This is a genomic window from Saccharibacillus sp. CPCC 101409 (assembly GCF_030518235.1).
Classification (GTDB): Bacteria; Bacillota; Bacilli; order Paenibacillales; family Paenibacillaceae; genus Saccharibacillus.
This window is the reverse complement of record NZ_JAULSA010000011.1, coordinates 106,516-128,685: the sequence shown is the minus strand read 5'-3', so window position 1 is coordinate 128,685 and position 22,170 is coordinate 106,516. Positions and strand designations below refer to the sequence as shown.

Below are 22,170 nucleotides of genomic sequence, written 5' to 3'. Positions count from 1 at the left end.
CGACCGTCTAATCATTCGCGCCCCTTTTTCCGATAAAGAGTACAGACTGTCTTGGTGCAGGAATCCAGGGAGGGAGCTGTGAAGGGGATGAAAAGAAAGATCGCATTGGGGCTTGTCGGCCTGATGCTGACCAATTTGCTGGCGCCGGGGGCGTGGGGGACGTTTGCCGGGATCGGATCGGGCGAGGGAGGAAACGGACGCGCGGAGGCGGCTGTGGAAGACACGCTGACCGCCGCGGCCTACTCGCCGAAAACCACTAATGTATCGCTGACGCCCGGGCTGACGGTCACGTTCGACCGGAAAGTGAAGATCGCGGATGCGGCGGGCGCCTCGGGCAAAGCGTTTACGCTCAAGCGGCTGGACAATAACGCGACGGTCCAGACATTCAAAGCGGAACGGCTGCAGATCGACGGAGACGGCGCCAAAGTGTCGCTGCAGGGCGCAGTCAAGCTGAACGCCAATACGCGCTATTACATACTCGCGGACAGCGGGCTGATTGCGCCGGACGTCACGCAGGCGGAGATCGGGGCGGGGGCCTCGGACAAAGCGTGGAGCGGCATTTCCAACTCGTCGGCGTGGGCGTTTACAACGGGGCCCGAAGCGGACGTGACCGATCCGGCGCTGACGGCGGTGACGCCGGCGAACGGAGCGCTCGGGGTGAAGCCGGCCGCGGCGCTGGGACTGAGCTTCAGCGAAGCGGTGGCCGCGGCGGAAGGCAGCCTGGTGCTGTACGAAGACAGCGATCCGCTCAAGGAGAAAAGCGGCGCCGCGATCCGCATTTCCGTGCTGTCCGAGGAAGTGACCGGACTGGGCACGGCGAATGTGAACATCCTGCCGAGCGCCGCCGACGGACATTCGCTCAAAGCGGGCGTGACGTACGGAGCTTACGCGTCGGCGGGCACGTTTGCGGATATGGCGGGCAATACGTACAAGCCGGAGATCCGCTGGACGTTCCGCACGGAATCGGCCAACAACACGGCTCCGGCGCTTACAGGGCGGACTCCGCAGAACGGACTCGGCGGCGCGCCGGTCGAAGGCAGGCTGTCACTGACTTTTGACGAGCCGGTGACGCCGAACAAAGCGGACGCGGATAAAAAGAATCCGCTGCTGTCCATCTACCGGCTGAACGACAGCAGGCTGATCGCGACGCTGAAGCCGGAAGCTTTTACGATGGACGCGGAGACCGGGACGATCGCTTCGGCGGCTTACAAAGGGCTGGAGCGCGGCACGGCGTATTACGTCCTGATCGACGGCGATCTGCTGCACGACTCGGACGGTACGGCGTTTGGGGGGCTGCGGACGTCGCGGGAGTGGACGTTTACGACGACGGGCGACGCGCTGGCATTGTCTTCGCTGACGCCGGCATCCGGCGCATCGGGCGTGCCGGCGGGATCGAGCCTGAAGCTGAGCTTTACGCGGCAGGTGTACCCGAATACGAACGCGGGCGATATCGTGATCCGGCGCGGAGACGGGACGGTGGAGCGGGTGCAGGCCTCGTCCGGCAAAGTCACGGGCGGCGGCACGACCGAGCTGACGATCGTGCCGGCCAATGCGCTGGTGTCCGGTTATACGTACAGCGTGGAGGTGCCGGCGGGACTGCTGAGCGACTCGGAAGGCAATGCTTATCCGAAAGCCGGGCAGCCGCTGAGCTGGACGTTCTCGACGATCGCGAACAGCTCGCTGCTGCAAATGGTATCGCTGACGCCGCAGGATCGCGCCTCGGACGCCGCGGTCGATCTCAAGCCGAGCATCCGGTTCAACCGGGCGGTGACGCTGAGCGGCACGGGCATCGCGCTGTACAGCAGCGGAGGAACCAAAGTGCCGGCCGAGGTGTCGGTCAGCGCCTCCAATACCTCCGAAGTGGTGATCGCGCCGAAAGAAAAGCTGGCGGCGAACACTTCCTATTATATCGACGTGGACGGCGGCTCGGTGCTGGACCGGGCGAATCCGGGCATCCTGTACGCCGGCCTCAAGGGCAGCGTGTCGTGGGGCTTCCGGACGGCGTCCGCGGACAAAGCGGTACCGACGATCAAAAGCGCCGCGATGGACAGTGCCACGCTGATCCGGCTGACGTACGACAAGAGCTTGAACGCCTCCCAGACGCCGCTGCTGGGCAGCTATACGGTAACGGTCAACGGCGAGAAGCGGCTGCCGGGCAGCCTGTATATCAGCGGTGACAGCGTGTATCTGCGGCTGGATACGGGCGTGGCGGTCGGGCAGGACGTCAAAGTCTCGTACGACCCGGGCGTGCGTCCGCTCGTCGACTACAGCGGCAACGCGGCCGTTTCGCTGGGTTCGTATGCGGTAACGAACGGCATCGACAGCGCGCTGCCCAAACCGACGGAAGGCAGCGTCTACGGGACGAATCTTACGCTGCAGTTCGAGAACAGTCTGAAATCGCCGTCTTCGCAGGCGTACAGCCAGTTTACGGTAACGGCGGACGGACGGGTGTACAGCGTGCGCTCGGTCGGAAGCGGCGCGCAGGCGCTGCTGCTGAATCTGGATTCGGCGGTGCCGGACGGCGCGGTCGTCAAAGTGAGCTACAAGCCGGGAAGCGCTCCGCTGCAGGATTACCTGGGGCAGAATATTTCGGCGTTTAGCGACTTTGCCGTCCGCAACCTGATGGATACGAAAGCGCCGGAATTCGTCGGGGCCGAGCTGTCCGGGGACGAGCTGGTGCTGAACTATAACGAAGCGCTGAGAACGGACAATCTTCCGACCAACAGCCAGTTCTCCGTGCTGGCCGGCGGAGCGCCGGTCTATGTCACGAACGTCAAAGCGGAAGGCAGCCGCGTGCGGCTGACGCTCGCGTCCGCGCTGATCGCAAACGGCAATGTGACGATCTCGTATGTGCCGGGCGCGCTCAAGCTGACCGACCTCAACGGCAACGCCGCGGCGGTGCTGAATCTCCAGCCGGTCGAAGCGGCTTCCGGGACGAGCGGCATCCGCTCCGTCGTCGGCAGCGGCGGGCAGATCGTGGTGACGTTTACGGGTACGCTGCATGCGCCGGGCGACTCGGCGTACAAGCAGTTTAGCGTCCTGGCCAACGGGAACGCGGTGGGCGTTACCGCGGCGTCGCTGACGGGAAGCGCGCTGACGCTCAAGCTGGACGGAGAGCTGAAAGCGGGCCAGTCGGTCGCCTTGACTTACCAGCCGGGCGGCGAGCCGCTGAAGAACGTGTCGGGCGCGAACGTGATCGCGTTCAAGCAGGTTCCGGTGCAGAACAATACCGGCTTGTCGGGCGGAGCCCAGACGACGGATTCGTCCGCTTCGGGCAGCTTCCTGCCGGCGGCCGACTTCGGCCGGGAGATGCTGATCCTGCCCCGCGCCGCCGCGTCGTCTTCCGACGCGACCTCCGCGCTGGGAACGGGCAGTCATCGTTATACGGTCAAAGCGGACGAGCTGAAAACCGCTTTTGACGCGGCGTTTGCGCGCGGCGGACAAGAAGGCGCGGTTGTGTTCGAAGTGCCGGACGCGGAAAACTCGGGCTTCGTGTCGGTTCCGTTGAACGCGCTCAAGGAAATCAGTATGCAGCGCGGGAATATGGCTTTTGCGGTGCGTTACAAAGACGCGGTGTACGAAGTGCCGCTGTCTTCGCTGACGGGCGTAAGCGGCGGTTCCGATGCGCTGCTGACGATCCAGCTCGAAAGTCCGTCTTCGGCTTCGCAGGAGCGCACGATCGGCATGCTGGGCGAAGCCGGCGCGCAGCTGCTGGGCAGTCCGCTCGATATCCGCATCAAGGCCGAATCGTCAGCGGGAACGTCGTCCGCGGCGGAAACGGCGGGCATCAAAGGCACGTATCGCTTGAAGCTGAACGTCAAATCGCCGGCTTCGCGCACTTCGGTCGTCTATTTCGACGTCAATGCGTCCACGCCGTCGTTCGTTCCGTCGAAAAGCGGCGACCAGGCGGCGGGCATGCTGATGACCGGAACGATCACCGGAGGCCGCATGCTGATTCCGATCAGTTCCACGGCCCAGGCGGGCGGAGCGGCCGGACACTGGTCGCAGGGCGTAGTCAACGAACTGGCGGCCAAATACGTGCTCAGTTCGTCGATGACCAAAGCGTTCGCGCCGAAGACCCCTATCACGCGCGGCGAGTTCGCCGAGCTGATCTCCCGCGGACTCGGGCTGCCCGCCGACGCGGCGTCCGCTTCCGGATTCAGCGATATCGGCTACAGCAAAGTGCCGATCGGGGCGATCGGCGCGGCGGTGAACGCGGGCGTGATCGCCGGCAACACCGACGGCACGTTCCGTTCGAACGATCCCATCACGCGCGAGCAGATGGCGATCATGATGGTGCGCGCGCTCAAATACGCCGGCACGGAAGTTACGCTCGGCGGCAGCGCAAGCCAGGTGCTGGCGCCGTTCAAAGACAAAGCCAAGATCAAATATACGGACGATGCCGCCAAAGCGGTACAGGCCGGAATCATCCAGGGCGCGGGCGGCGGGAAGTTCAATCCGCAGGGCAATGCGACGCGCGCGGAAGCGGCGGCGATGCTCCAGCGCGTACTGCAAAAAGCGGGTTATTTGAACTAGATGCCAAATTGCTCCTAAAGACCCGTAAAATTAGACAAAAGCAGCGCTATAAACCCCGAAATTCGACAGTAAAAGCGATCATTCTTGCAAATTCTTTGCAGAAATGATCGCTTTTTCTCTTTCAATTTTAGGGAAGTACGATAGAATGATATATTGTAGTTTATTTTTTGTTGCCTCAATTTCCAGTAACTTTTGACCGTCGTTTCAGTCTAATTAGAATAGTGGCGTATCAGGCTTATCGCAAGCAGTCATACATACGCGAACGAATCTGTACAGATAGGGAGCGAATTCGAACATCATGAACAAGCATGGCGGCAACACGTTGAAAGCAGGCAGAAAATGGATGGTCGCGGTGCTGGCCGGCGCGCTGGTCGTGCAGCCGATCGCGGTACCGGGAATGGACACGCTGACGGGCGCGCATACGGCGTCCGCGGCTGCGTCCGTATCCAGCAGCAAGCAGGGCGAAGAGATCGTCACGTCGGGCGCCAAGCTGTTGACGTACAAGTATTCCGTGTCCCGTTCGGGAAGCATGGCGGCGGGGCTGGCGGACGTGATCCAGATCGATCTCCAGAACCCGTATGTCAAGTTGGATGTCATGACCGGCCGCGGTGGCAAGTTCACGACGCTGCAAACGGTCAGCGGCATGGCGAAAGAAACCGGGGCGGTGGCCGGAGTCAACGGCGACTACTTCAATACGGCGGCCGAGGGCGTGCCCATGGGCGCCCAGGTGTCGAACGGCGTGCTGATGACCAGTCCGTCGGAACTCAAAGGGATGTATGCGTTCGGCGTCACCAAAGACCGCAAGCCGGTGATCGACCAGTACGACTTCACGGGCGGCGTCACGGCGGAGGACGGTTCGGCGCTGGATCTGGCGGGCATCAACCAGGCTTCGTATGCGCCGGAGCCGGACGGCGGCTACAGCCACGTGAACGCGATGTACATCTATACCGACGCGTGGGGCAACGAAGAGCGGCCCAAGAACAGCGCGACGCTGCCTTCGGAAGTGCTGGTGGAGAACGGCGTCGTGACGCAGTACTCCTCGGGCAAATCGCTGGCGCTGAAAGTGCCGGAAGGCGCTTATATTCTGCGCGCGCACGGTACGGCGGCGACCTATATGAAGGCGCATCTGACCGTGGGCAGCAAGGTGCGGACCGATTACAGCCTCGTGTCGAAAACGACGGGCCAGAAGCTCGATCCGTCGACCCTCGACGTGATGATCGGGGGACATACGATTCTGGTCGACGGCGGCAAAGCGACTTCGTTCTCGCGCAGCGTCGATTCGATCGGCGGCTATCGGGCGCGCACCGCGGTCGGCTATTCGCAGGACAACCGCTACGCGTATATCGTGACGGTGCAGGACAACGGCGCAAGCAGCGGCATGTCGCTGAGCGAGCTGCAAAGCTTTATGGCCGGCATCGGCGTCTGGAAAGGCATCAACCTCGACGGCGGCGGTTCGACCACGATGGTCACGCGTCCGCTCGGCGAAGAACAGGCGCAGCTTACGTTTACGACCGAATACGGCGGCCAGACGCAGCGCAGCGTCGTCAACGGGCTCGGCGTGTACACGACCGCTCCGGAAGGCAAGCTCAAAGGCTTCGCGGTCAGCGGCAAAACTCAGCTCCTGATCGGGGAAACGGCTGCTTATTCGGTCAAAGGTTACGATACCTACTATAATCCGATCGCCGCTTCGGACATCAATCCGTCGTGGAAATCCAGCAACGGCAACGTGGTCTGGAACGGAACTTCGTTTACGGCGAAAAAGGCCGGTACGTCAACGCTTACCGCGACCAGCGGCGGCGTCAGCACGACGCAGCAGGTCGAAGTGCTGGGCGCGGATTCGCTGTCGGCGCTGAATCTCGGAGCCGCCGCCGCGCCGCTCAAGGCCGGCACAAGCGTAACGCTGCCCGCGACCGCGACGCTGAAATCCGGCGGTACGGTCAATATCGATCCGTCCGCGCTGACCTGGGAATTCATCGGCTTCAAAGGCAGCATCAAAGACGGCGCTTTGAATATTGTATCGGTGGACGCCGGAGCCAAAGCCGGTTACGCGATCGCAAGCTACGAAGGCTTCAAGACCATGCTGACGCTGGCGAGCGTGCAGGAAAACAGCTGGGAAGATTTCGAGAACGTATCTTACGGCATCTCTTTTACCGGCAGCCCCGCGGCCGTAACGGGCAAAGCGCAGCTGACGCAGGGAACCGGCAGTCACTCGAACTCCAAAGTGCTGCGGATCGATTACGACACCGCCGCGGGCACGGGCAACAAATACGCGTACGCCAACCTGAACGGTTCCGCCGGCAAAGCGCTGACTTCGGGCGCAAGCTCGCTGAGTCTCGATGTGCTGGGCGATTCGAGCTATAACTGGCTGCGGGCCGAAGTCGTCGGCGCGGACGGCAAGACCGTGTATGTCGACCTGGCGAAAAGCCTGAACTTCAGCGGCTGGAAAACATTGACCGTCAACTTGAGCCAGTACGGCAAGATCGCGTATCCGGCCAAGCTCAAACGGATCTACATCGTCAATTTGGCGGAAGGCCAGGACGAGCGTTCGGCGGCCGGAGCGGTAGAAATCGATAACATCAAGACGGTATCGGCGGCAGGCGCGGATTCGCTGGGATTGACCGCCGGCGTAAGTGCAAAAATGACCGTCGGCTCCCGCACGCTGCTGCTGAACGGCAGGTCTTCCACGATGGATACGGGCCCGCTTGTGCGCGGCGGAGTAACGTATCTGCCTGTTCGCTACATCACGGATTCGTTCAACGGGGTCTCCGGTTGGGACTCCAAGACGGGCGCGATCAGCGTTCGGCGCGGAAGCCAGCTGATTGTCTTGAATTTGAATAAAAAGGACTATATTCTAAACGGGACACGTAAAACTTCGGATGCAGCACCCATAATTGTTGCGAATAGGACTTTAGTCCCGGCAAGACTGGTCTCAGAGCAGCTTGGATTGACCGTAAAATGGGAACAAGAAACGAAGACCGTGACTATCGAGTCATGATACGATAGGTTCTGAACGATCACCGAATAAATGCTATCCGACCAAACGGTGAACGCCGGAAAGAATGGAGTCGATTTTGCCCGTGGATTTCCAAGCGGATGCTTTAGACCGGGTCATCAAAAATGCCATCCAGGTTGTAGAAGACAGCAAGTACCAAATTTTTGAGATATTGGACCAGTCCCGTGCCGAACTCAGCTCGCTCACCGAAGAACTGCAAAAAGTGATTCAGGAGACGTCGGACACCGCGGATCGGGTCGACGAGCTCGAAAGCAAATTTCGTCTTTCCCGTATCCGGCTTACCGAAGTGAGCCGGGATTTCGTTAAATATACGGAGAACGATATTCGGCAGGCCTATGAGCGGGCGACCCAGTTTCAATTGGAGCTTTCGGTGTACAGGGAAAAGGAGGCTTACTTGAGGGCCCGGCGCGACGAGCTTCAGCTTCGAGTGCGCAACTCGATGAACTCGATCGAACGGGCGGAAACGCTCGGCTCGCAGATGAGCGTGGTCACCGAATACCTTTCCGGCGGAGAAGTCGGGCAGGCGACCAAGATGCTGGAATCGGCCAAAACCCGTCAGATGGTCGGGCTGAAGATCATTCTGGCCCAGGAAGAGGAACGCAAACGCATCTCCAGAGAGATTCACGACGGTCCGGCGCAGCTGATGGCCAACCTGGCTCTCCGGACCGAAATTGTCGAACGCATGCTGGGCAAGAAAGAGTACGGCCGGGTACAGGAAGAAGTGGCGGATCTCAAAGGCCAGGTAAGGTTCAGCCTGGAAGAGATCCGCAAGGTCATTTTCAATCTCCGTCCTATGGCGCTTGACGACCTCGGATTGATTCCGACACTGCGCAAGTATACACGCGATTACGAGGAGAAAAACCGGATTCGTACGGTGTTCGAAACGAGGGGCAAAGAGTACCGGCTCTCTTCCGCGATGGAAGCCGCCGTCTTCCGCTTGATTCAGGAGGCGCTTACCAACGCGGCCAAGCACGGAGAGCCGTCTCACGTCGTCGTGGAGATCGCCTATCAGACGCAGCTTGTCAAGATTTCGATCCGGGACAACGGACGCGGCTTCAACACGGATATTTTGGAGCAAAAAGCGACTAAGCATGCGCACTTCGGTTTGATTGGGATGCGGGAAAGAGTCGAGCTGCTTGAGGGAAGAATGGAGATCGAATCAGCCGAGAATCAAGGAACCAAAATCGTGATCCATATCCCGACGAATGTAGAAAATGGAAAGGGGTATGAAGATGGAGAGCATTAACTCGGAACAATCCAAGATTAAAGTGCTTTTGGCTGACGATCATCAGTTGTTCCGTGAAGGATTGAAACGCATTTTGAACATGGAGGACGACCTTGAGGTCATCGGCGAATGCAGCGACGGAATTCAGGTAATCGAATTCTGCAACCTGCACCAGCCGGACGTCATTCTGATGGACATCAATATGCCCAACGAGAACGGCGTGGAAGCGACTTCGAAGCTCCGCGAGCTGTTCCCGGACATCAAGGTCATCATGCTGTCGATTCACGACGATGAAAGCTATGTGTTCGAAACGCTCCGCAAAGGAGCGAGCGGCTATCTGCTGAAAGACATGGAAGCCGAGTCGCTGATCAACGCAATCCGCAGCGTCGCCGCCGGACATGCTTATATCCATCCGAAAGTGACCGGCAAACTGATCCAGCAGCTTCAGCGCATGACGTTCGTTAACGAGCGCGGCGCGATGTTCGACAACCGGCCCGACGAGGAAGCCGGCGTCAAGTTCATCGCGGGGGAAGACAATCCGCTGACCCGCCGGGAAGCCGAAGTTCTTCGGCTGATGTCCGAGGGCAAAAGCAACAAAGCGATTGGCGAATACTTATTCATCAGCGAGAAAACGGTTAAGAACCACGTCAGCAGCATTCTGCAGAAGATGGAAGTCGAAGACCGTACGCAGGCCGTGATCAACGCGATCAAACTGGGCTGGGTTACGCTGTAACGCTCCGCCCCATTCCATAACGAAAGTAGGGAATTGACGAGTCTGTCCTTGCAGCACGACGGAAGCGGGCTGAAGGCGAGAAAGTCGAGATCTATTGAGAAAGCGGGCAAGTTATTGAGAAAAGGTTAGAAAGTGAATAAAATAACGTATTTGGAAAAGGTCCCCGGACCTTTTTCGGAGATGAAGCACACTCCTTATACGCTCGAAAGAGCGGAAAGGGTGTGCTTTTTTGTTGGACTTTTTTTGGGGAAACGGCGGCGAGCAGTATCGGAATGGGCTCATTTTTGCAGGAGCGACGGTTTGGCGAAATAACGGCATAGGTACATCTATTTTTGTGAAAACGGCAATTTTTTTGGAAATAACGACGCTCATACACTTAATTGCGCCGATCTGGGCCGAAACGACGAAGAAGGAGCCAAATAGAGGTATACACGCAGTTAATTCTTCAGGGAAGGAGTTTCTGAGCAAAATAAAGCGATATATGTCTTTATTTATCGCGGAGGCAGTATCTTGTCAACTCTTAATCAGGTGAGCGTAATCTTACCTTTAGCATTGACAAGGCAGAAGGTTAGCGGAAGCGGTTGGAACATCGTTTTGCGAAAAAGTTCGAAACAGATCTCGGCGGCTCGTCTCCATCCAAGCGGGACAAGCTGCCGGCGGGAGGGGAACACAATGAAAGCAGGCGTTTATGCGGTAAGGGAGAAGGAGGGGCTGCGGCTGTTTCTTACCTTGGATGCGCGGGTGGATCGGCTGTGGCGGGAGGGGGCATCCTGGTCGGAGGGGATTGAGGCAAGCCGGATAGGTGAAAAAGGCCGGTTCCTGCCGCTGTCGGAGGCGATGCCTTTGCAGTGGGCATGCGCGCTTCAAGGGAGAACGGTGCAGGCGGAAGCCGGCGCTTGGCAGGCGGCCGGATGGGAGCGGCAGCTGCTTGAATGGCTGAAACCGCTGCTGGGAAAGGAGCAGCCGGGGCGCATTCGAGAAATGCTCGGTGTCTGCGTGGACGGAAGCGGAATGGAGAGGGCTAGCGAGGCGGTCGGGAAAGTCGGAGACGGCGGAAGGAATTCGGCGCGGGTTCCGGCGGCTTGGGGCGCCGGGGGAATTCCGGCCGACCCTCGGGCATGGATGAAGCGAACTGCCGGGCAAGCGGAGCGGCTGGTCGGTCTGCTGGAAGGCCGCTCGCTGCTGAGCGGAGAAGTGGAGTCGCTGCTGCGCGAGGTGGAACCGGAGCTGGAAAGCGGCTGGCGGGCCGCGGCACAGCTGGCGTATTTGCAGGGGCGGCTGAAGCTGACGAGCGCGGTGGGAAGGGCGGGCGGCGGGCAGAGCGGAAGCGGGAACTGGCTGGCGCAAGAGCGCGGGCAAGGCGGGAGCTTGCGGGGCAAGCTGCAAAGCGGCAGCGGCTGGCGGGGAGGCCGTGGGCAGGCGGCGCCGCACCGCTGCGCGAGGTGCGGCAGCCCGGCTTCCGGGCGGCCGTGCGCTTCGTGCGGCTCGGCCGACTGCGCGAGCTGCGAAGCCTGCCGCGCGCTCGGGCGCAGCCGCTCCTGCGAGCTGCTGGTGCAGGCGGCGCCGCGGTTGGAGCGGACGCTGCCGCAGGGCGGGAGCGAAGATGGTTTGCATAAGGCGGGCACGGGAGCCCGCGATGATTGGGGCGGAAGCCGGACGGAGGGAACGGCGAATGGCCGGCGCACGGAAGATCTCGGCGCGCGGCTGGCGCGCTGGAAGCTCAGCCCCGCGCAGACGGAAGCGGCGAAGCGGGCGGTGATGTTCCTGGAGGCGGAGCCGGGCGGACCGCGGCCGGGCGAAGCGGGCGCGGCAGCGGGGCGGCGCGGCTGGACGGCCGAGGATTACGCGGCGGCCGATCCGGGCAGCCGCTTTCTGCTCTGGGCCGTGACGGGGGCAGGCAAGACGGAGATGATCTTTCCGCTGATCGAAGCGGTGCGCCGGCGCGGCGGGCGGGTATTGGTCGCGACGCCCCGGCGCGACGTGGTGCTGGAACTTGCGCCGCGCCTCCGCAAAGCTTTTCCGGAGGAAGTCGTTATTGCGCTGTACGGGGGCAGCGAAGAGCGCTGGCGCCGGGGCGGGGTGACGCTGGCGACCACGCATCAGGTTCTGCGCTTCGCCGGCGCTTACGATCTCGTCGTGATCGACGAACTCGACGCGTTTCCGTTTCACGGCGATCCCATGCTGGCGTACGCCGCGGAAGTCTGCCGCACGCCCGGCGGCCGCACGGTCTATCTGTCCGCGACGCCGCCGCGCGGACTTCAGGCGCTGGTGCGGCGCGGCCGCCTGGCCGCCGCGCGGGTGCCGGTCCGGTATCACCGGCACCCGCTGCCGGTGCCGGCGCTGCTGCGCATGCCCGCGCTGCCGGAATGCCTGCGGCGGGGCCGCCTGCCCGTCGCGCTGCTGCGGCAGTGGCGCAGCTCGCTTGCGCGCGGCGCGCAGATCTTCATCTTCGTGCCGAAGATCGCGCACGCCGAACCGCTGGCGGCGCTGCTGCGCCGGCTGCTTCCCGGCGTGCCGGTCGGCGCGACCTCTTCGCGCGACATTGAGCGCGCCGGCAAAGTCCTGTCGTTTCGCGCGGCGGACGTCCGCATGCTGGTGACGACGACGATTCTCGAACGCGGCGTCACCGTGCCGCGCAGCGACGTCTACATTCTGGACGCGGACAGCGGGCTGTTCGACGAAGCTTCCCTCGTCCAGATGGCCGGCCGCGCCGGGCGCTCCGCCGACGATCCGGCGGGCCGCGTGCTGTTCGCCGGCGCGCAGAAGACGCGCGCCCAGATCGGCGCCATCCGCCAGATCCGCCGCATGAACCGGCTGGCGAAGCCTTATCTGCTGCCGCAAAGCGAGCGCGCCGGCAGCGGGAGGGGCAGCCGCCCGGGCCCGGCGGCCGAAGTTCCGCCGAGTCCTCCCGCCCGCCCCGCCCGGCGGAAGGCAAGACCGTGACGGCTTCGCTGTGGTCGGAAGCCGGCAAAGCCCTGCGCGCCCTGCTGGCTCCGCGCGCGGAGACCTGCCTGGCCTGCGGACGCTTCTCGCGCATCGGCGCTGAGCTGCCGCTGCTCTGCGCGCAGTGCGCGGCGCGGGTCGCCTGGATCGTGCGGCCGCGCTGCCCCGTGTGCGGGCGGGCGCACGGCTGCCCGGACTGCCTGCGTCCCGACAGCCTGCGGCGCGACTTTGTATTGAATCGCAGCGCCGCTCTGTACGACGCGCAGATGCGCGAATGGATCGCGGAATATAAATACCGCGGCCGCGAGCTTTTTGCCGAGCCGTTCGCGGCGATGCTGGAGCAGGCTTACTTGCGCATGTGCCGGGAATTGTCGCGGGCTCCGGCCGGGAGCTGGCTGCATGGGGCTGCTTACGGAGCCTGCGGCTTTAATACTTCGGCCGAACGTCCGGATTCTGCGGCGGGACAGTATCAGGCAGCCGGACATCCGCTGCGCGATCCCGCGTTCTCACGCACCCGGCCAAGTACCGGGCTGCCCATGAAATCGTTCTTCTCCGGCTCCTCCGCCCGCCCTTCTGCCTGGAGCGCCGATCTGATTACCTGGGTGCCCGTCAGCCTGGAACGTTTGCGGGAACGCGGCTTCAATCAAGCGGAACTGGCCGCCCGCAGCCTTTCCCGCCGCATCGGCGTTCCCGCCTGCGACCTGCTGGCGCGCAATCTGCATACCGTCAAGCAGAGCTCCAGGAACCGGGCGGAACGCCTGCGCAATCTGGACGGTGCTTTTAGCCTGATTCCTAATTTAGACCCCGGGGGTTTTAAAAAATGGGACCTTATAGGAAAGAAAAAAGGTCCCGGAGGGTCTTTTCCTATTCGTCTCCTGCTTGTCGACGATATTTATACGACCGGCAGCACCGCCGCGCTGTGCGCTTCCGCATTGAAAGATCTGCAGAATCTGGCCGGAGTTCCTGTTTCTATTTATGTTTTGACGCTTGCCCGCTCGTAAAATGGCTTGTAATCGCCTGACTTTGCGCTAAAATGGGAAGAGCGGCACAAAACTTAATAAATGGTTCGGTTTTATCCGATATATAGAAGTAAGCGGCCTGCTGATGGAGACAAGTCACAAGTCATAAGGCGCAAGCGAATCACGAAAGGGGAGCCCCGCGATGAATCTGGCGAACTGTCCGCGCTGCGGCAAGTTGTTTGTCATGAATTATAAGGGAATTTGCACGAACTGCATGAAAGACATCGAGGCGGAATACGAGGCGTGCGTAAAATACCTGCGTGAAAACAAAGGCGCGAATATCCAGGAGTTGTCCGACGAAACCGATGTCAGCATTCGTCAGATCACCACTTTTATCCGCGACGGCCGCATTTCGATCGCCAACGCTCCGAATATGGGCTATCCGTGCGAAGTGTGCGGAACCATGCTTCGGGAAGGAAATATGTGCGAGTCCTGCCGGTCCAAGCTGACCAGCGACCTGAGAGAAGCGTCGAAAGCACAGCCCCAGGTCAAGAAATCCAACCCTGGCGGAGCTTACAAAGCGGTCGACCGAATCCGAAACGACTAAAAAAAATCCGGCTCTAGTACCCATAGCTAGGACCGGGGAAACAGAAATAGTCCAAATTTACGCTTGACATTTTTTAAAAATTCTCATTTTAGCTCTAAACAATGATTAAAGAGGCGCCGATAAACTTATTATAAGCTTATCGGCGCTCTATCTATAGCAGGCTAAAATATAAACATAACCTTTAGGAGGTTGAACATAATGAAAATCAACGATACATCGAGAATCGGAGCCGTCAATCCTTACCAGAGAACAAACGAGGCGCAGCGGACGCAGGAAACCAAGAAACCGGAAGCCCGCAAAGACGAAGTCACCATCTCCCCGGAGGCGATGCAAATGCTTCAAGCAGCGAACAAAACAACCGACACCGACCGCACGGCGCGCATCCAGGAACTGAAGCAGCAGGTGGCATCGGGAACGTATTCGGTAGACGCAAATAAAATTGCAGAAAAACTGTTACCTTTTTTGAGTGAATGACCGATAAAGAGGTTAACGGAGTGGGGATTTTTTCAAAGACCCGGCATCGTCCGGTGATTTGAAAAAATCCCCATTCGCATTTTACGGGATATTTTCAACAGAAACGATGGAAGCGAAATATATGAAGGAAGAAAGGTGAGGGGATCGTGGCATTGAATGAGCTGCTCGAGACTTTGGAACAGATGGAGGTCGCGCATCGGCGGATGCTGGAGCTCGGCGAACAGAAAAGAACGGCAATTATGCAAAACGACGTAGATCGGCTGATCGCGATCGCGAATCAGGAATCCAAACTCGTCAAAGCGATCGGAACGCTCGATGACCGCCGGGCCGACGAAGCTCATGCGTTTATGCAGACCAAGGGCATCAAGTCGAAGCTGAACCTGACGATCACCGAACTGGCGCGTCTGGTATTCGACCTGGACGAGAAAGCCCGTCTGCTGGATGTTCAGCAAAGACTGGCGAGCGCGCTCTCGGAGCTCAAGCTGCTCAACGAGACCAACCAGCAGCTCATTCAGCAGTCGCTCTCCTTCATTAACTTCTCGATCGACGTCATGGTTGGCGCGCCGGAAGACAATTACACGTATACGCATCCGTCGAACGGCTATTCGGCCACTACTCGCAATCCGGGCTTTTTTAACGCACGAGGTTAATAAGGGGGACTACAGGACAATATGGCATCTACATTTCATGGAATCGAGACGGCCCGCCGCAGTCTGATGACGCAAAGAGCGGCCCTGGAGACGACCGGTCACAATATCGCCAACGCCAATACGGAAGGCTACACGCGCCAGCGCGTCAATATGCAGGCCTCCATCCCGATGGAAGCCTACGGCGTTTCCCGCTCGCTGACACCGGGTCAGCTCGGAACGGGCGTCGAGTTTACGAGTATTACGCGGATTCGCGAAACGTATCTGGATACGCAGTTCCGCGGCGAGAACAGCTCGCTGGGATCGTTAACGACTCAGGCCGATGCGCTCAGCAAACTCGAAGGTATTGTTAACGAACCGTCGGATACGGGTTTGCGTACAGTCATGGACAAGTTCTGGAACTCGTTGTCCGACTTGAGCAAAGACACCGAAAGCGTTACGGCTCGTAAAGTCGTCAGAGAAAATGCGCTGGCTCTTACGGATGCGTTGAACCAGACTGCCAAGCAATTGAGCGATATGGGCACGGACCTGACGAGCAATATTGCGATCAAAGGCAAGGAAATGCAGTCTTATATGGATTCCATCGCCGATCTTAACAACTCGATTACCCGGATTGAAAGTCTTGGAGACAACGCAAACGATCTACGGGACCAGCGGGATCTGCTTACGGACAAACTTTCCAAGATTGTGAACGTTACAGTAACGGATACGGACGCGGGCTACAACATTACAATGGGCAATCAAGCCCTGGTAACGGGAGCGACGGCGACGGCGCTGCCTGTAGATGGAGCCGCGGCAAAAGGAAGCGCGCTTGAAACGATTCTGTCTAACGCCACCGGCGGAGAAGTTCAAGGCATGTTCCTGGCCCGCGACAAGTATACGGCCGATTATCAGGCGCAGTTGGACCAGGTCGCCAATACGCTGGCAAATGGTAATGTCGACGTCAAGATTCCGGCGGGATCTTCTTTTCCGGAAGGCACAAAGCTGACCAAGGACGTGGTCCTTTCCGACGGCTCGACGCTTGCGGCGGGGACAGGGTTTCCAAAAGGAGCGTCGCTCCAGAGCGATACTACGCTAACGGTTGCCGGCCTTAACGGACTCCATCAGCTTGGCTTTACGACAGACGGAAGCTCGCAGGGCGGAGTCGCTTTCTTTACGAGCAGCGCAGACGGAAGCACGACCGTTACGGCTTCCAATATTACGTTGAATCCGGTCATTTCCAACGACCCTTCCAAAATTGCTTCGTCGCTGCGGCTGGATTCCAGCGGCAGCGCGGTCAAAGGGAATAACGGCCTGGCTCTGCTGATGTCGGATTTGAAAACCAGCAAGTTCGTAACGACCGACGCCTCGGGAACGACGACTACGGCTACGCTCAGCGACCGCTACAGCGGCATGGTGGGACAGCTCGGCATTCAGGCGCAGGAAATCAATCGAAAAGCCGCCAACGCCGAGTCGCTGACCGCGCAGGTGGATACCAGCCGTCAATCGGTCAGCGGAGTGTCCCAGGACGAGGAGATGACCAATCTGGTCAAGTTCCAGCAGGCTTACAATGCGTCCGCTCGTTTTATGACGACCTATGACGAAATGCTCGATAAACTGATTAACAGCACCGGCACGGTTGGCCGATAATCGTTAAACGAAAGGAAGGAGGACTATTATGAGAATTACATCCAATATGATGAGCAGCAGTCTGTTGAACAACCTGAATCGGAATGCGCAAAAAATGACCGATACCCAGCTTCAAATGACGACGGGAATGAAAATCAACAAGCCGTCCGACGATCCGACGGGGATCACGTATTCGCTGCGTTACCGTCAGGAACTGTCTTCGAACTCACAATTCCAGCGCAATGCGGACAGTGCGAGCTCCTGGCTGGAATTTGGCGACAGCATGCTGACGGAAGTCGACTCCATCATGCAGCGTGTGCGGGAGCTGACGGTTAATGCCGCAAACGGAACGAATCCTCAGGAAGCCCATGACAGTATTCGGGCTGAAGTGATGCAGCTCAAGGAGCAGCTGATCGATATCGGCAACAGCCAGCTCAACGGAAAGTACATTTTTAATGGCGAGGTTTACGACCAAAAGCCGTATAACTTTACCAAAACGGACGGATCGTCCGACACGTCCGGTGTCAGATCGTTGGTACTGGATCAGGGCAAAGTCAACTATACGGTAGGCGCGGGCGTTCAGATGGATATTAACACGTCCGGGAATGCGGTGTTCGGCGGAGACGAGGACGACAATTTATTTGCTATCATGAACAATTTGGACAAGGCTCTGGCGGACGGGGATTTGACAAAAATTTCCGACCAGCTGGGCCTGATCGATTCGCGTACGGACAAAGTCTCGGTCGTCCATGCCGGTATTGGAGCCAAGTCCAACCGTTTAGAACTGATTCAAAGCCGTCTGGGCGATCTGGAAACAAACCTGACGGAATTGCAGTCGAAAACGGAAGACGCCGACTATGCGGAGCTTCTGATCAAATCGAAGATCGAAGAGAATGTTTATAACGCTTCTCTATCCGTAGGCGCAAAGATTATCAGCACGTCGTTGATCGACTTCATGCGGTAAAATAAGGAGGGCATCCCATGTCTTCTATTCCTCAGATACAGATCAGACAAACACCGGCTTTGCTTGGCATGGAGACGACCAAGGGAGAGATGTCGATCCGTCAGCCGAAGCCGGAAATGCATCAGGAAACCGATCGCGAGCAGTGGGATATCGAGCAGTATAAGCCGGAGCTGACGATCGACCAGAGCCGGGCCAGGTCTGCCTATACCGGCGGAACGGTGCTTGAAATGAACTCGAGGCTTACTGCCGGCTTTCAGCAGAACTTTCTGCAAGGGTTGGCGGATCGGGCACAGATGGGAAACCAGCTGGCTGCAATCCAGAAACCGGGCAATACCATAGCGGAAATTTACGGCGGAGACGACAAGCCTTTTCCCTTGCCGGAATTTCGAGGTCCTGCTTCCATGGCTAACGTAGACGTGCATTTTGAAGTGAGACCGACCCGTATTGACTTTACGCCGGCCAAAGTGAATATCAGAATCGATACCGCCGCGCCGGAAATCAATTACGATCCGGGCAAACTTAGCATCTATCTGCTGCAAAAAAACTCGTTGGAGATCATTCCGCCTGCGATCGATACGGTCCGTTAAAACAAAATAAAAGTCATGGATACGCGAGAGATTGTGGTCTATGGCTTTTTTTTATTCTATAATCGCTGTAAAGATCTTATATAAGCCAATTGAGGAGTGAATTCGATTGATTATCGAAACATCGTCTTTAGGAAACATAGAGATTACGGTAGAGCAGATCTACCGCTTTGAGAACGGGATCCCCGGCTTCGAAGAAGAAAATGAATTTGCACTGCTCCCCGTGGAAGGCAGCCCGTTTTTTCATTTACAGTCGTTAAAAGAAAAACATCTTTCTTTTTTGCTGGCAGATCCGTTTGTCTTCTTCCCGGAGTACGAGTTCGAGCTCGGCGATTCCGATTCGGAAGAACTTGAACTGCAAACCGGCGTCCAGGTCCGCTGCATTGTCACGCTACGCGACGATATCGAGAAATCGACAATGAATATCCTGGCTCCTCTGGTCTTGAACCCTGTCAAACGAAAAGGCAGACAGATTGTCCTGCATAACTCTGCCTACGCTACAAAGCACCCTCTGTTTGCTTCTGAGGCTGCCGGGCAGTCCCCATCCGATTCTATCGAAGGAGGCGCGTAACATGCTGGTACTGTCGAGAAAGAAAGGCGAGTCGATCGTGATTCAAGATCATATTGAAGTTACGGTTCTGGCTGTAGACGGCGAGACGATCCGTCTCGGCATTCAAGCGCCCAAGGAAGTCGATATCTTCCGTAAGGAAGTCTATCTGTCCATCCAGGAGGCCAACCGCGAGTCGGCTGCGCCGCAAGCGCAGAATCTGGAGCGTTTGATGCAGCTGATGGCCGTTCCAAAAAAATCCGGACAAAATTAAAAAAGATCCTAAAATGCTATAAACAAACCCGCAGCAGCGCCGATATATATATCATAAGCTGGTGAACAGGGGCGGCCGACCTCAAGAGCCAGCTTATAGCAAACAAATCATCCACATGGACGTGGAACTAAACAATTTCAGGGAGGAAATACCACAATGATTATCAACCACAATATCGCAGCAATGAACACTCACCGTCAGCTGAACACGAACACTGCCAACACGAACAAATCCATCGAGAAACTGTCGTCCGGTCTCCGCATCAACCGCGCAGGCGACGACGCTGCCGGCCTGGCAATTTCCGAAAAAATGCGTGGTCAGATCCGCGGTCTGGACATGGCTTCGAAGAATGCGCAAGACGGCATCTCGCTGATTCAAACGGCTGAAGGCGCGCTGAACGAAACACACAGCATCCTCCAACGCGTACGTGAGCTGGCAGTTCAATCCGCGAACGATACAAACACTGACGACGATCGTAAAGAGCTGCAAAAAGAAGTAACCGAACTGACAAAAGAAGTAACTCGTATCTCGACAGACACCGAGTTCAACACCAAGAAACTGCTGAACGGAACCGGCATCAGTAATGCAGTATTCCACATCGGCGCTAACACAAGCCAAAACATCAAGCTGTCGATCGGCAACATGGGCGCTGCTTCGCTGGGCATCAACTCCGTATCGATCGAGTCGCAAACCGGCGCTAACGCCGCAATCTCCACTCTGGACGCTGCAATCAAGAGCGTTTCGGCTGAACGTTCGAAACTGGGCGCGAACCAAAACCGTCTGGAGCACACCATCAACAACCTGGGCACGACTTCCGAAAACCTGTCGGCCGCTGAATCCCGTATTCGCGACGTAGACATGGCGAAAGAAATGATGGCTCAAACGAAGAACAACATCCTTGCTCAAGCTTCGCAAGCGATGCTGGCTCAAGCAAACCAACAGCCGCAAGCTGTACTGCAATTGCTCCGTTAATCTTCGTCGCTTTGCAAAAAGGTTTCCGTCCACAAGACGGAAACCTTTTTTTTGTTTATGCGTTCCATAAATGGTTGGTGCAAATCCTGTATACATAAGATAATCTGAAAAGAAGCGGAATTTGAGTTAATCATAAAAAGCCACAGTGCCGATAAAGAAGTATAGGGTTTTTTACTTCGGGACGAAAGGAACGAATTGATGAAAAAAACAATTTCGTTATGTATGATCGTAAAAAATGAAGAACAGTATCTAGAGAAATGTCTAAAAAGCGCGAAACCTTTTGTAGATCAAATCGTTATTGTGGATACGGGATCCGTCGACAACACTTTGGATATCGCGCGTAGATACAATTCGGAAATCCACCATTTTGAATGGATCAATGATTTTTCCGCTGCCCGAAACGAAGCTATCAAACATGCAACCATGGATTACATCCTTGTGTTAGATGCAGATGAATATCTTACGGACGAAGCCGATCTCCAGTCGGATTTGGCAGATGGGAAAGACTATTATTTTATAAAAATTCATAATCTTTTGTCTAGAGATCTTGCGATTAATCATTTGGCAATTCGACTCTTTATCAATCATAAGGGTCTTAGATATCAGTATCGGCTTCATGAACATTTGAATACGATGGAAACTAAGGGACTTGAAGCAGGCTACGCCGATTCTTTAATTATGCACGCTGGCTATACCGATGAAATGATGCAGGATCGGGACAAAGCACAAAGAAATATGCCTCTAATGCTGAAAGAAGTAGAAGAGAATCCGAACGCGTACAACCTGTTTAATATGGGACGCATGTACATGTGGCTTGGCGAACACGAAAAAGCGATTGATTATTTGAAAAGAGCGTATCCTCTAAGCAAAGGGCTGAGCAATGCTCCAGAACTGATTTCAACACTATGTAAGTCTTTAGGTGAATTGGAACGCTATGAAGAAGCCCTAACTATATTGAGTGACGCGGTCAATGTTTTTCAGAATGAGGTAGATCTTCTGCATCTTCAAGCATTATTGTTCGAGAAAGCCGGGTATAAGAAAGACGCAATAGAAACCATGAACGTATGTTTGGAACTCGGAGACCAAGGTATTACAGTGGCTGAAGGCTACGGCAGCTACATCGCTCATTTTAGGCTCGCAGAATGGTATGAAGAAAAATATAAGCTGTTGGAAAGTTACGAGCATATTACACAGGCTATGAAACAAAAAAAAGATTTTACTCAAGGCCTGTATAAGTATTTGAGTATTGTGAAAAAAGCTAATGTTCCATTGGAAGATGTAAAGGGAAGTATTTCACGATTTTTTTCAATCAATAACTTGGAAAATCTTAAAAAGATTCTTGAAATTTTTTATGCAGCCAAACATCCGCTCTTATCCGCTTATTTGAAAGATTACAACCTACAGGTTGAACCTTACGTACATGCGGTAGGGGCGCAATATTCTAAAAATTATAAACAAGCCCGGGACATTTGGCTTGGTCTGGAACAGGTTTCTCCGATTAATGAGGTTGATATTGTTCTTCTTGCTTTTATTCTTCAGGAGGAAAGCTTAATAGAAAAAGTTATTCCTTCTATGAATTACAGTATCAATGAAAAGAAGCTGCTAAAACGGGTTGTAGATAGAACCTCTAAACCGGAAGGGAAAATTACAACTACTGTAGAAAAATTACTTTTGGAGATGGCAACAGGCCTTATCGAATTACAGGAGTACAATGCATTTGAAGAGATGCTGCAATGGATTTGGGTATGTTCGCCTAAAGCCAAATACGAGATGTGCAAGAGGCTGATTGCTTATGGATTTACTGAAATAGCTATAGATTTGCTGTTGCAAATCTTTAAGGAGCAACCTCGTAATCCCAATGTTATAGAATTATTAGGCGATGTTTGTGACCATGTAGATTATCAAGAGGATTCTTTATTGTTTTATACAAAACTGATCGAAATCAAGCCTAGCTATCTAGCATATGAGAAGCTTTATGATCTTTATGAGAAGATGGGGAAAAAGAGTGAAGCTAAGAACCTTAAGCAGCTGATCCATTATGAATACCCGCTATCTTTATGGGCTTCGGAGTAAGTGTTTCGTGA

Annotated in this window: 16 protein-coding genes; all 16 read left to right on the top strand. The window is 56.5% G+C overall.

What is annotated here, in order from left to right; all coding sequences use genetic code 11:
* The first annotated feature begins 87 nt into the window (after window positions 1–87).
* Entirely contained in the window at window positions 88–4,536 is a 4,449-nt protein-coding gene (locus tag QWJ34_RS20180; RefSeq protein ID WP_302730639.1) for an Ig-like domain-containing protein, read from the top strand.
* Between the two features lie 298 nt (window positions 4,537–4,834).
* The gene (locus tag QWJ34_RS20175) at window positions 4,835–7,531 is read left to right on the top strand and encodes a stalk domain-containing protein (protein ID WP_302730638.1); all 2,697 of its coding nucleotides are present in this window, start codon (window positions 4,835–4,837) and stop codon (window positions 7,529–7,531) included.
* Between the two features lie 82 nt (window positions 7,532–7,613).
* The gene (locus QWJ34_RS20170; RefSeq protein ID WP_302730637.1) at window positions 7,614–8,795 is read left to right on the top strand and encodes a sensor histidine kinase; all 1,182 of its coding nucleotides are present in this window, start codon (window positions 7,614–7,616) and stop codon (window positions 8,793–8,795) included.
* Complete coding sequence (locus QWJ34_RS20165; RefSeq protein ID WP_302730636.1) at window positions 8,782–9,507, top strand: response regulator; 726 nt, start codon at window positions 8,782–8,784, stop codon at window positions 9,505–9,507. Before QWJ34_RS20170 ends, QWJ34_RS20165 begins: the two co-directional genes overlap by 14 nt.
* Window positions 9,508–10,179: 672 nt before the next feature.
* Window positions 10,180–12,450: a helicase-related protein gene (locus QWJ34_RS20160; protein WP_302730634.1), complete on the top strand. Its 2,271-nt coding sequence runs from the start codon at window positions 10,180–10,182 to the stop codon at window positions 12,448–12,450.
* The gene (locus tag QWJ34_RS20155) at window positions 12,447–13,451 is read left to right on the top strand and encodes a ComFC family protein (RefSeq protein ID WP_302730633.1); all 1,005 of its coding nucleotides are present in this window, start codon (window positions 12,447–12,449) and stop codon (window positions 13,449–13,451) included. The genes QWJ34_RS20160 and QWJ34_RS20155 overlap by 4 nt, the downstream gene beginning before the upstream one ends.
* A 160-nt stretch (window positions 13,452–13,611) precedes the next feature.
* Window positions 13,612–14,016, top strand: a complete 405-nt coding sequence (locus QWJ34_RS20150) for a TIGR03826 family flagellar region protein (protein WP_302730632.1) — start codon at window positions 13,612–13,614, stop codon at window positions 14,014–14,016.
* Between the two features lie 198 nt (window positions 14,017–14,214).
* Window positions 14,215–14,490, top strand: a complete 276-nt coding sequence (gene flgM / locus QWJ34_RS20145; protein WP_302730631.1) for a flagellar biosynthesis anti-sigma factor FlgM — start codon at window positions 14,215–14,217, stop codon at window positions 14,488–14,490.
* Window positions 14,491–14,636: 146 nt separating this feature from the next.
* Window positions 14,637–15,140, top strand: a complete 504-nt coding sequence (locus tag QWJ34_RS20140; RefSeq protein WP_302730629.1) for a flagellar protein FlgN — start codon at window positions 14,637–14,639, stop codon at window positions 15,138–15,140.
* Window positions 15,141–15,161: 21 nt separating this feature from the next.
* On the top strand, window positions 15,162–16,766 hold the full coding sequence (flgK, locus tag QWJ34_RS20135; RefSeq protein ID WP_302730628.1) for a flagellar hook-associated protein FlgK: 1,605 nt from the start codon (window positions 15,162–15,164) through the stop codon (window positions 16,764–16,766).
* Window positions 16,767–16,794: 28 nt separating this feature from the next.
* Window positions 16,795–17,709 (top strand): flagellar hook-associated protein FlgL, encoded by a 915-nt coding sequence (gene flgL / locus QWJ34_RS20130; RefSeq protein WP_302730626.1) that lies wholly within the window; start codon window positions 16,795–16,797, stop codon window positions 17,707–17,709.
* A gap of 17 nt (window positions 17,710–17,726) precedes the next feature.
* On the top strand, window positions 17,727–18,296 hold the full coding sequence (locus tag QWJ34_RS20125) for a DUF6470 family protein (RefSeq protein WP_302730624.1): 570 nt from the start codon (window positions 17,727–17,729) through the stop codon (window positions 18,294–18,296).
* 106 nt (window positions 18,297–18,402) lie between these two features.
* On the top strand, window positions 18,403–18,864 hold the full coding sequence (locus QWJ34_RS20120; RefSeq protein WP_302730622.1) for a flagellar assembly protein FliW: 462 nt from the start codon (window positions 18,403–18,405) through the stop codon (window positions 18,862–18,864).
* 1 nt (window position 18,865) lies between these two features.
* A complete protein-coding gene (gene csrA / locus QWJ34_RS20115; protein WP_302730620.1) occupies window positions 18,866–19,114 on the top strand; it encodes a carbon storage regulator CsrA in 249 nt (82 codons plus the stop codon).
* Window positions 19,115–19,270: 156 nt separating this feature from the next.
* The gene (locus QWJ34_RS20110) at window positions 19,271–20,086 is read left to right on the top strand and encodes a flagellin N-terminal helical domain-containing protein (RefSeq protein ID WP_302730618.1); all 816 of its coding nucleotides are present in this window, start codon (window positions 19,271–19,273) and stop codon (window positions 20,084–20,086) included.
* A 198-nt stretch (window positions 20,087–20,284) separates the two neighbouring features.
* Entirely contained in the window at window positions 20,285–22,159 is a 1,875-nt protein-coding gene (locus QWJ34_RS20105) for a glycosyltransferase (RefSeq protein WP_302730616.1), read from the top strand.
* The last annotated feature ends 11 nt before the right edge of the window (window positions 22,160–22,170 follow it).

Excerpts from the sequence above, each read along its gene's own strand:
- QWJ34_RS20125 (WP_302730624.1), top strand. The coding sequence starts at position 17,727 with ATGTCTTCTATTCCTCAGATACAGATCAGACAAACACCGGCTTTGCTT.
- QWJ34_RS20180 (WP_302730639.1), top strand. The coding sequence starts at position 88 with ATGAAAAGAAAGATCGCATTGGGGCTTGTCGGCCTGATGCTGACCAAT.
- QWJ34_RS20105 (WP_302730616.1), top strand. The coding sequence starts at position 20,285 with ATGAAAAAAACAATTTCGTTATGTATGATCGTAAAAAATGAAGAACAG.
- QWJ34_RS20175 (WP_302730638.1), top strand. The coding sequence starts at position 4,835 with ATGAACAAGCATGGCGGCAACACGTTGAAAGCAGGCAGAAAATGGATG.
- QWJ34_RS20165 (WP_302730636.1), top strand. The coding sequence starts at position 8,782 with ATGGAGAGCATTAACTCGGAACAATCCAAGATTAAAGTGCTTTTGGCT.
- QWJ34_RS20110 (WP_302730618.1), top strand. The coding sequence starts at position 19,271 with ATGATTATCAACCACAATATCGCAGCAATGAACACTCACCGTCAGCTG.
- flgL (WP_302730626.1), top strand. The coding sequence starts at position 16,795 with ATGAGAATTACATCCAATATGATGAGCAGCAGTCTGTTGAACAACCTG.
- flgM (WP_302730631.1), top strand. The coding sequence starts at position 14,215 with ATGAAAATCAACGATACATCGAGAATCGGAGCCGTCAATCCTTACCAG.
- QWJ34_RS20160 (WP_302730634.1), top strand. The coding sequence starts at position 10,180 with ATGAAAGCAGGCGTTTATGCGGTAAGGGAGAAGGAGGGGCTGCGGCTG.
- flgK (WP_302730628.1), top strand. The coding sequence starts at position 15,162 with ATGGCATCTACATTTCATGGAATCGAGACGGCCCGCCGCAGTCTGATG.
- csrA (WP_302730620.1), top strand. The coding sequence starts at position 18,866 with ATGCTGGTACTGTCGAGAAAGAAAGGCGAGTCGATCGTGATTCAAGAT.
- QWJ34_RS20150 (WP_302730632.1), top strand. The coding sequence starts at position 13,612 with ATGAATCTGGCGAACTGTCCGCGCTGCGGCAAGTTGTTTGTCATGAAT.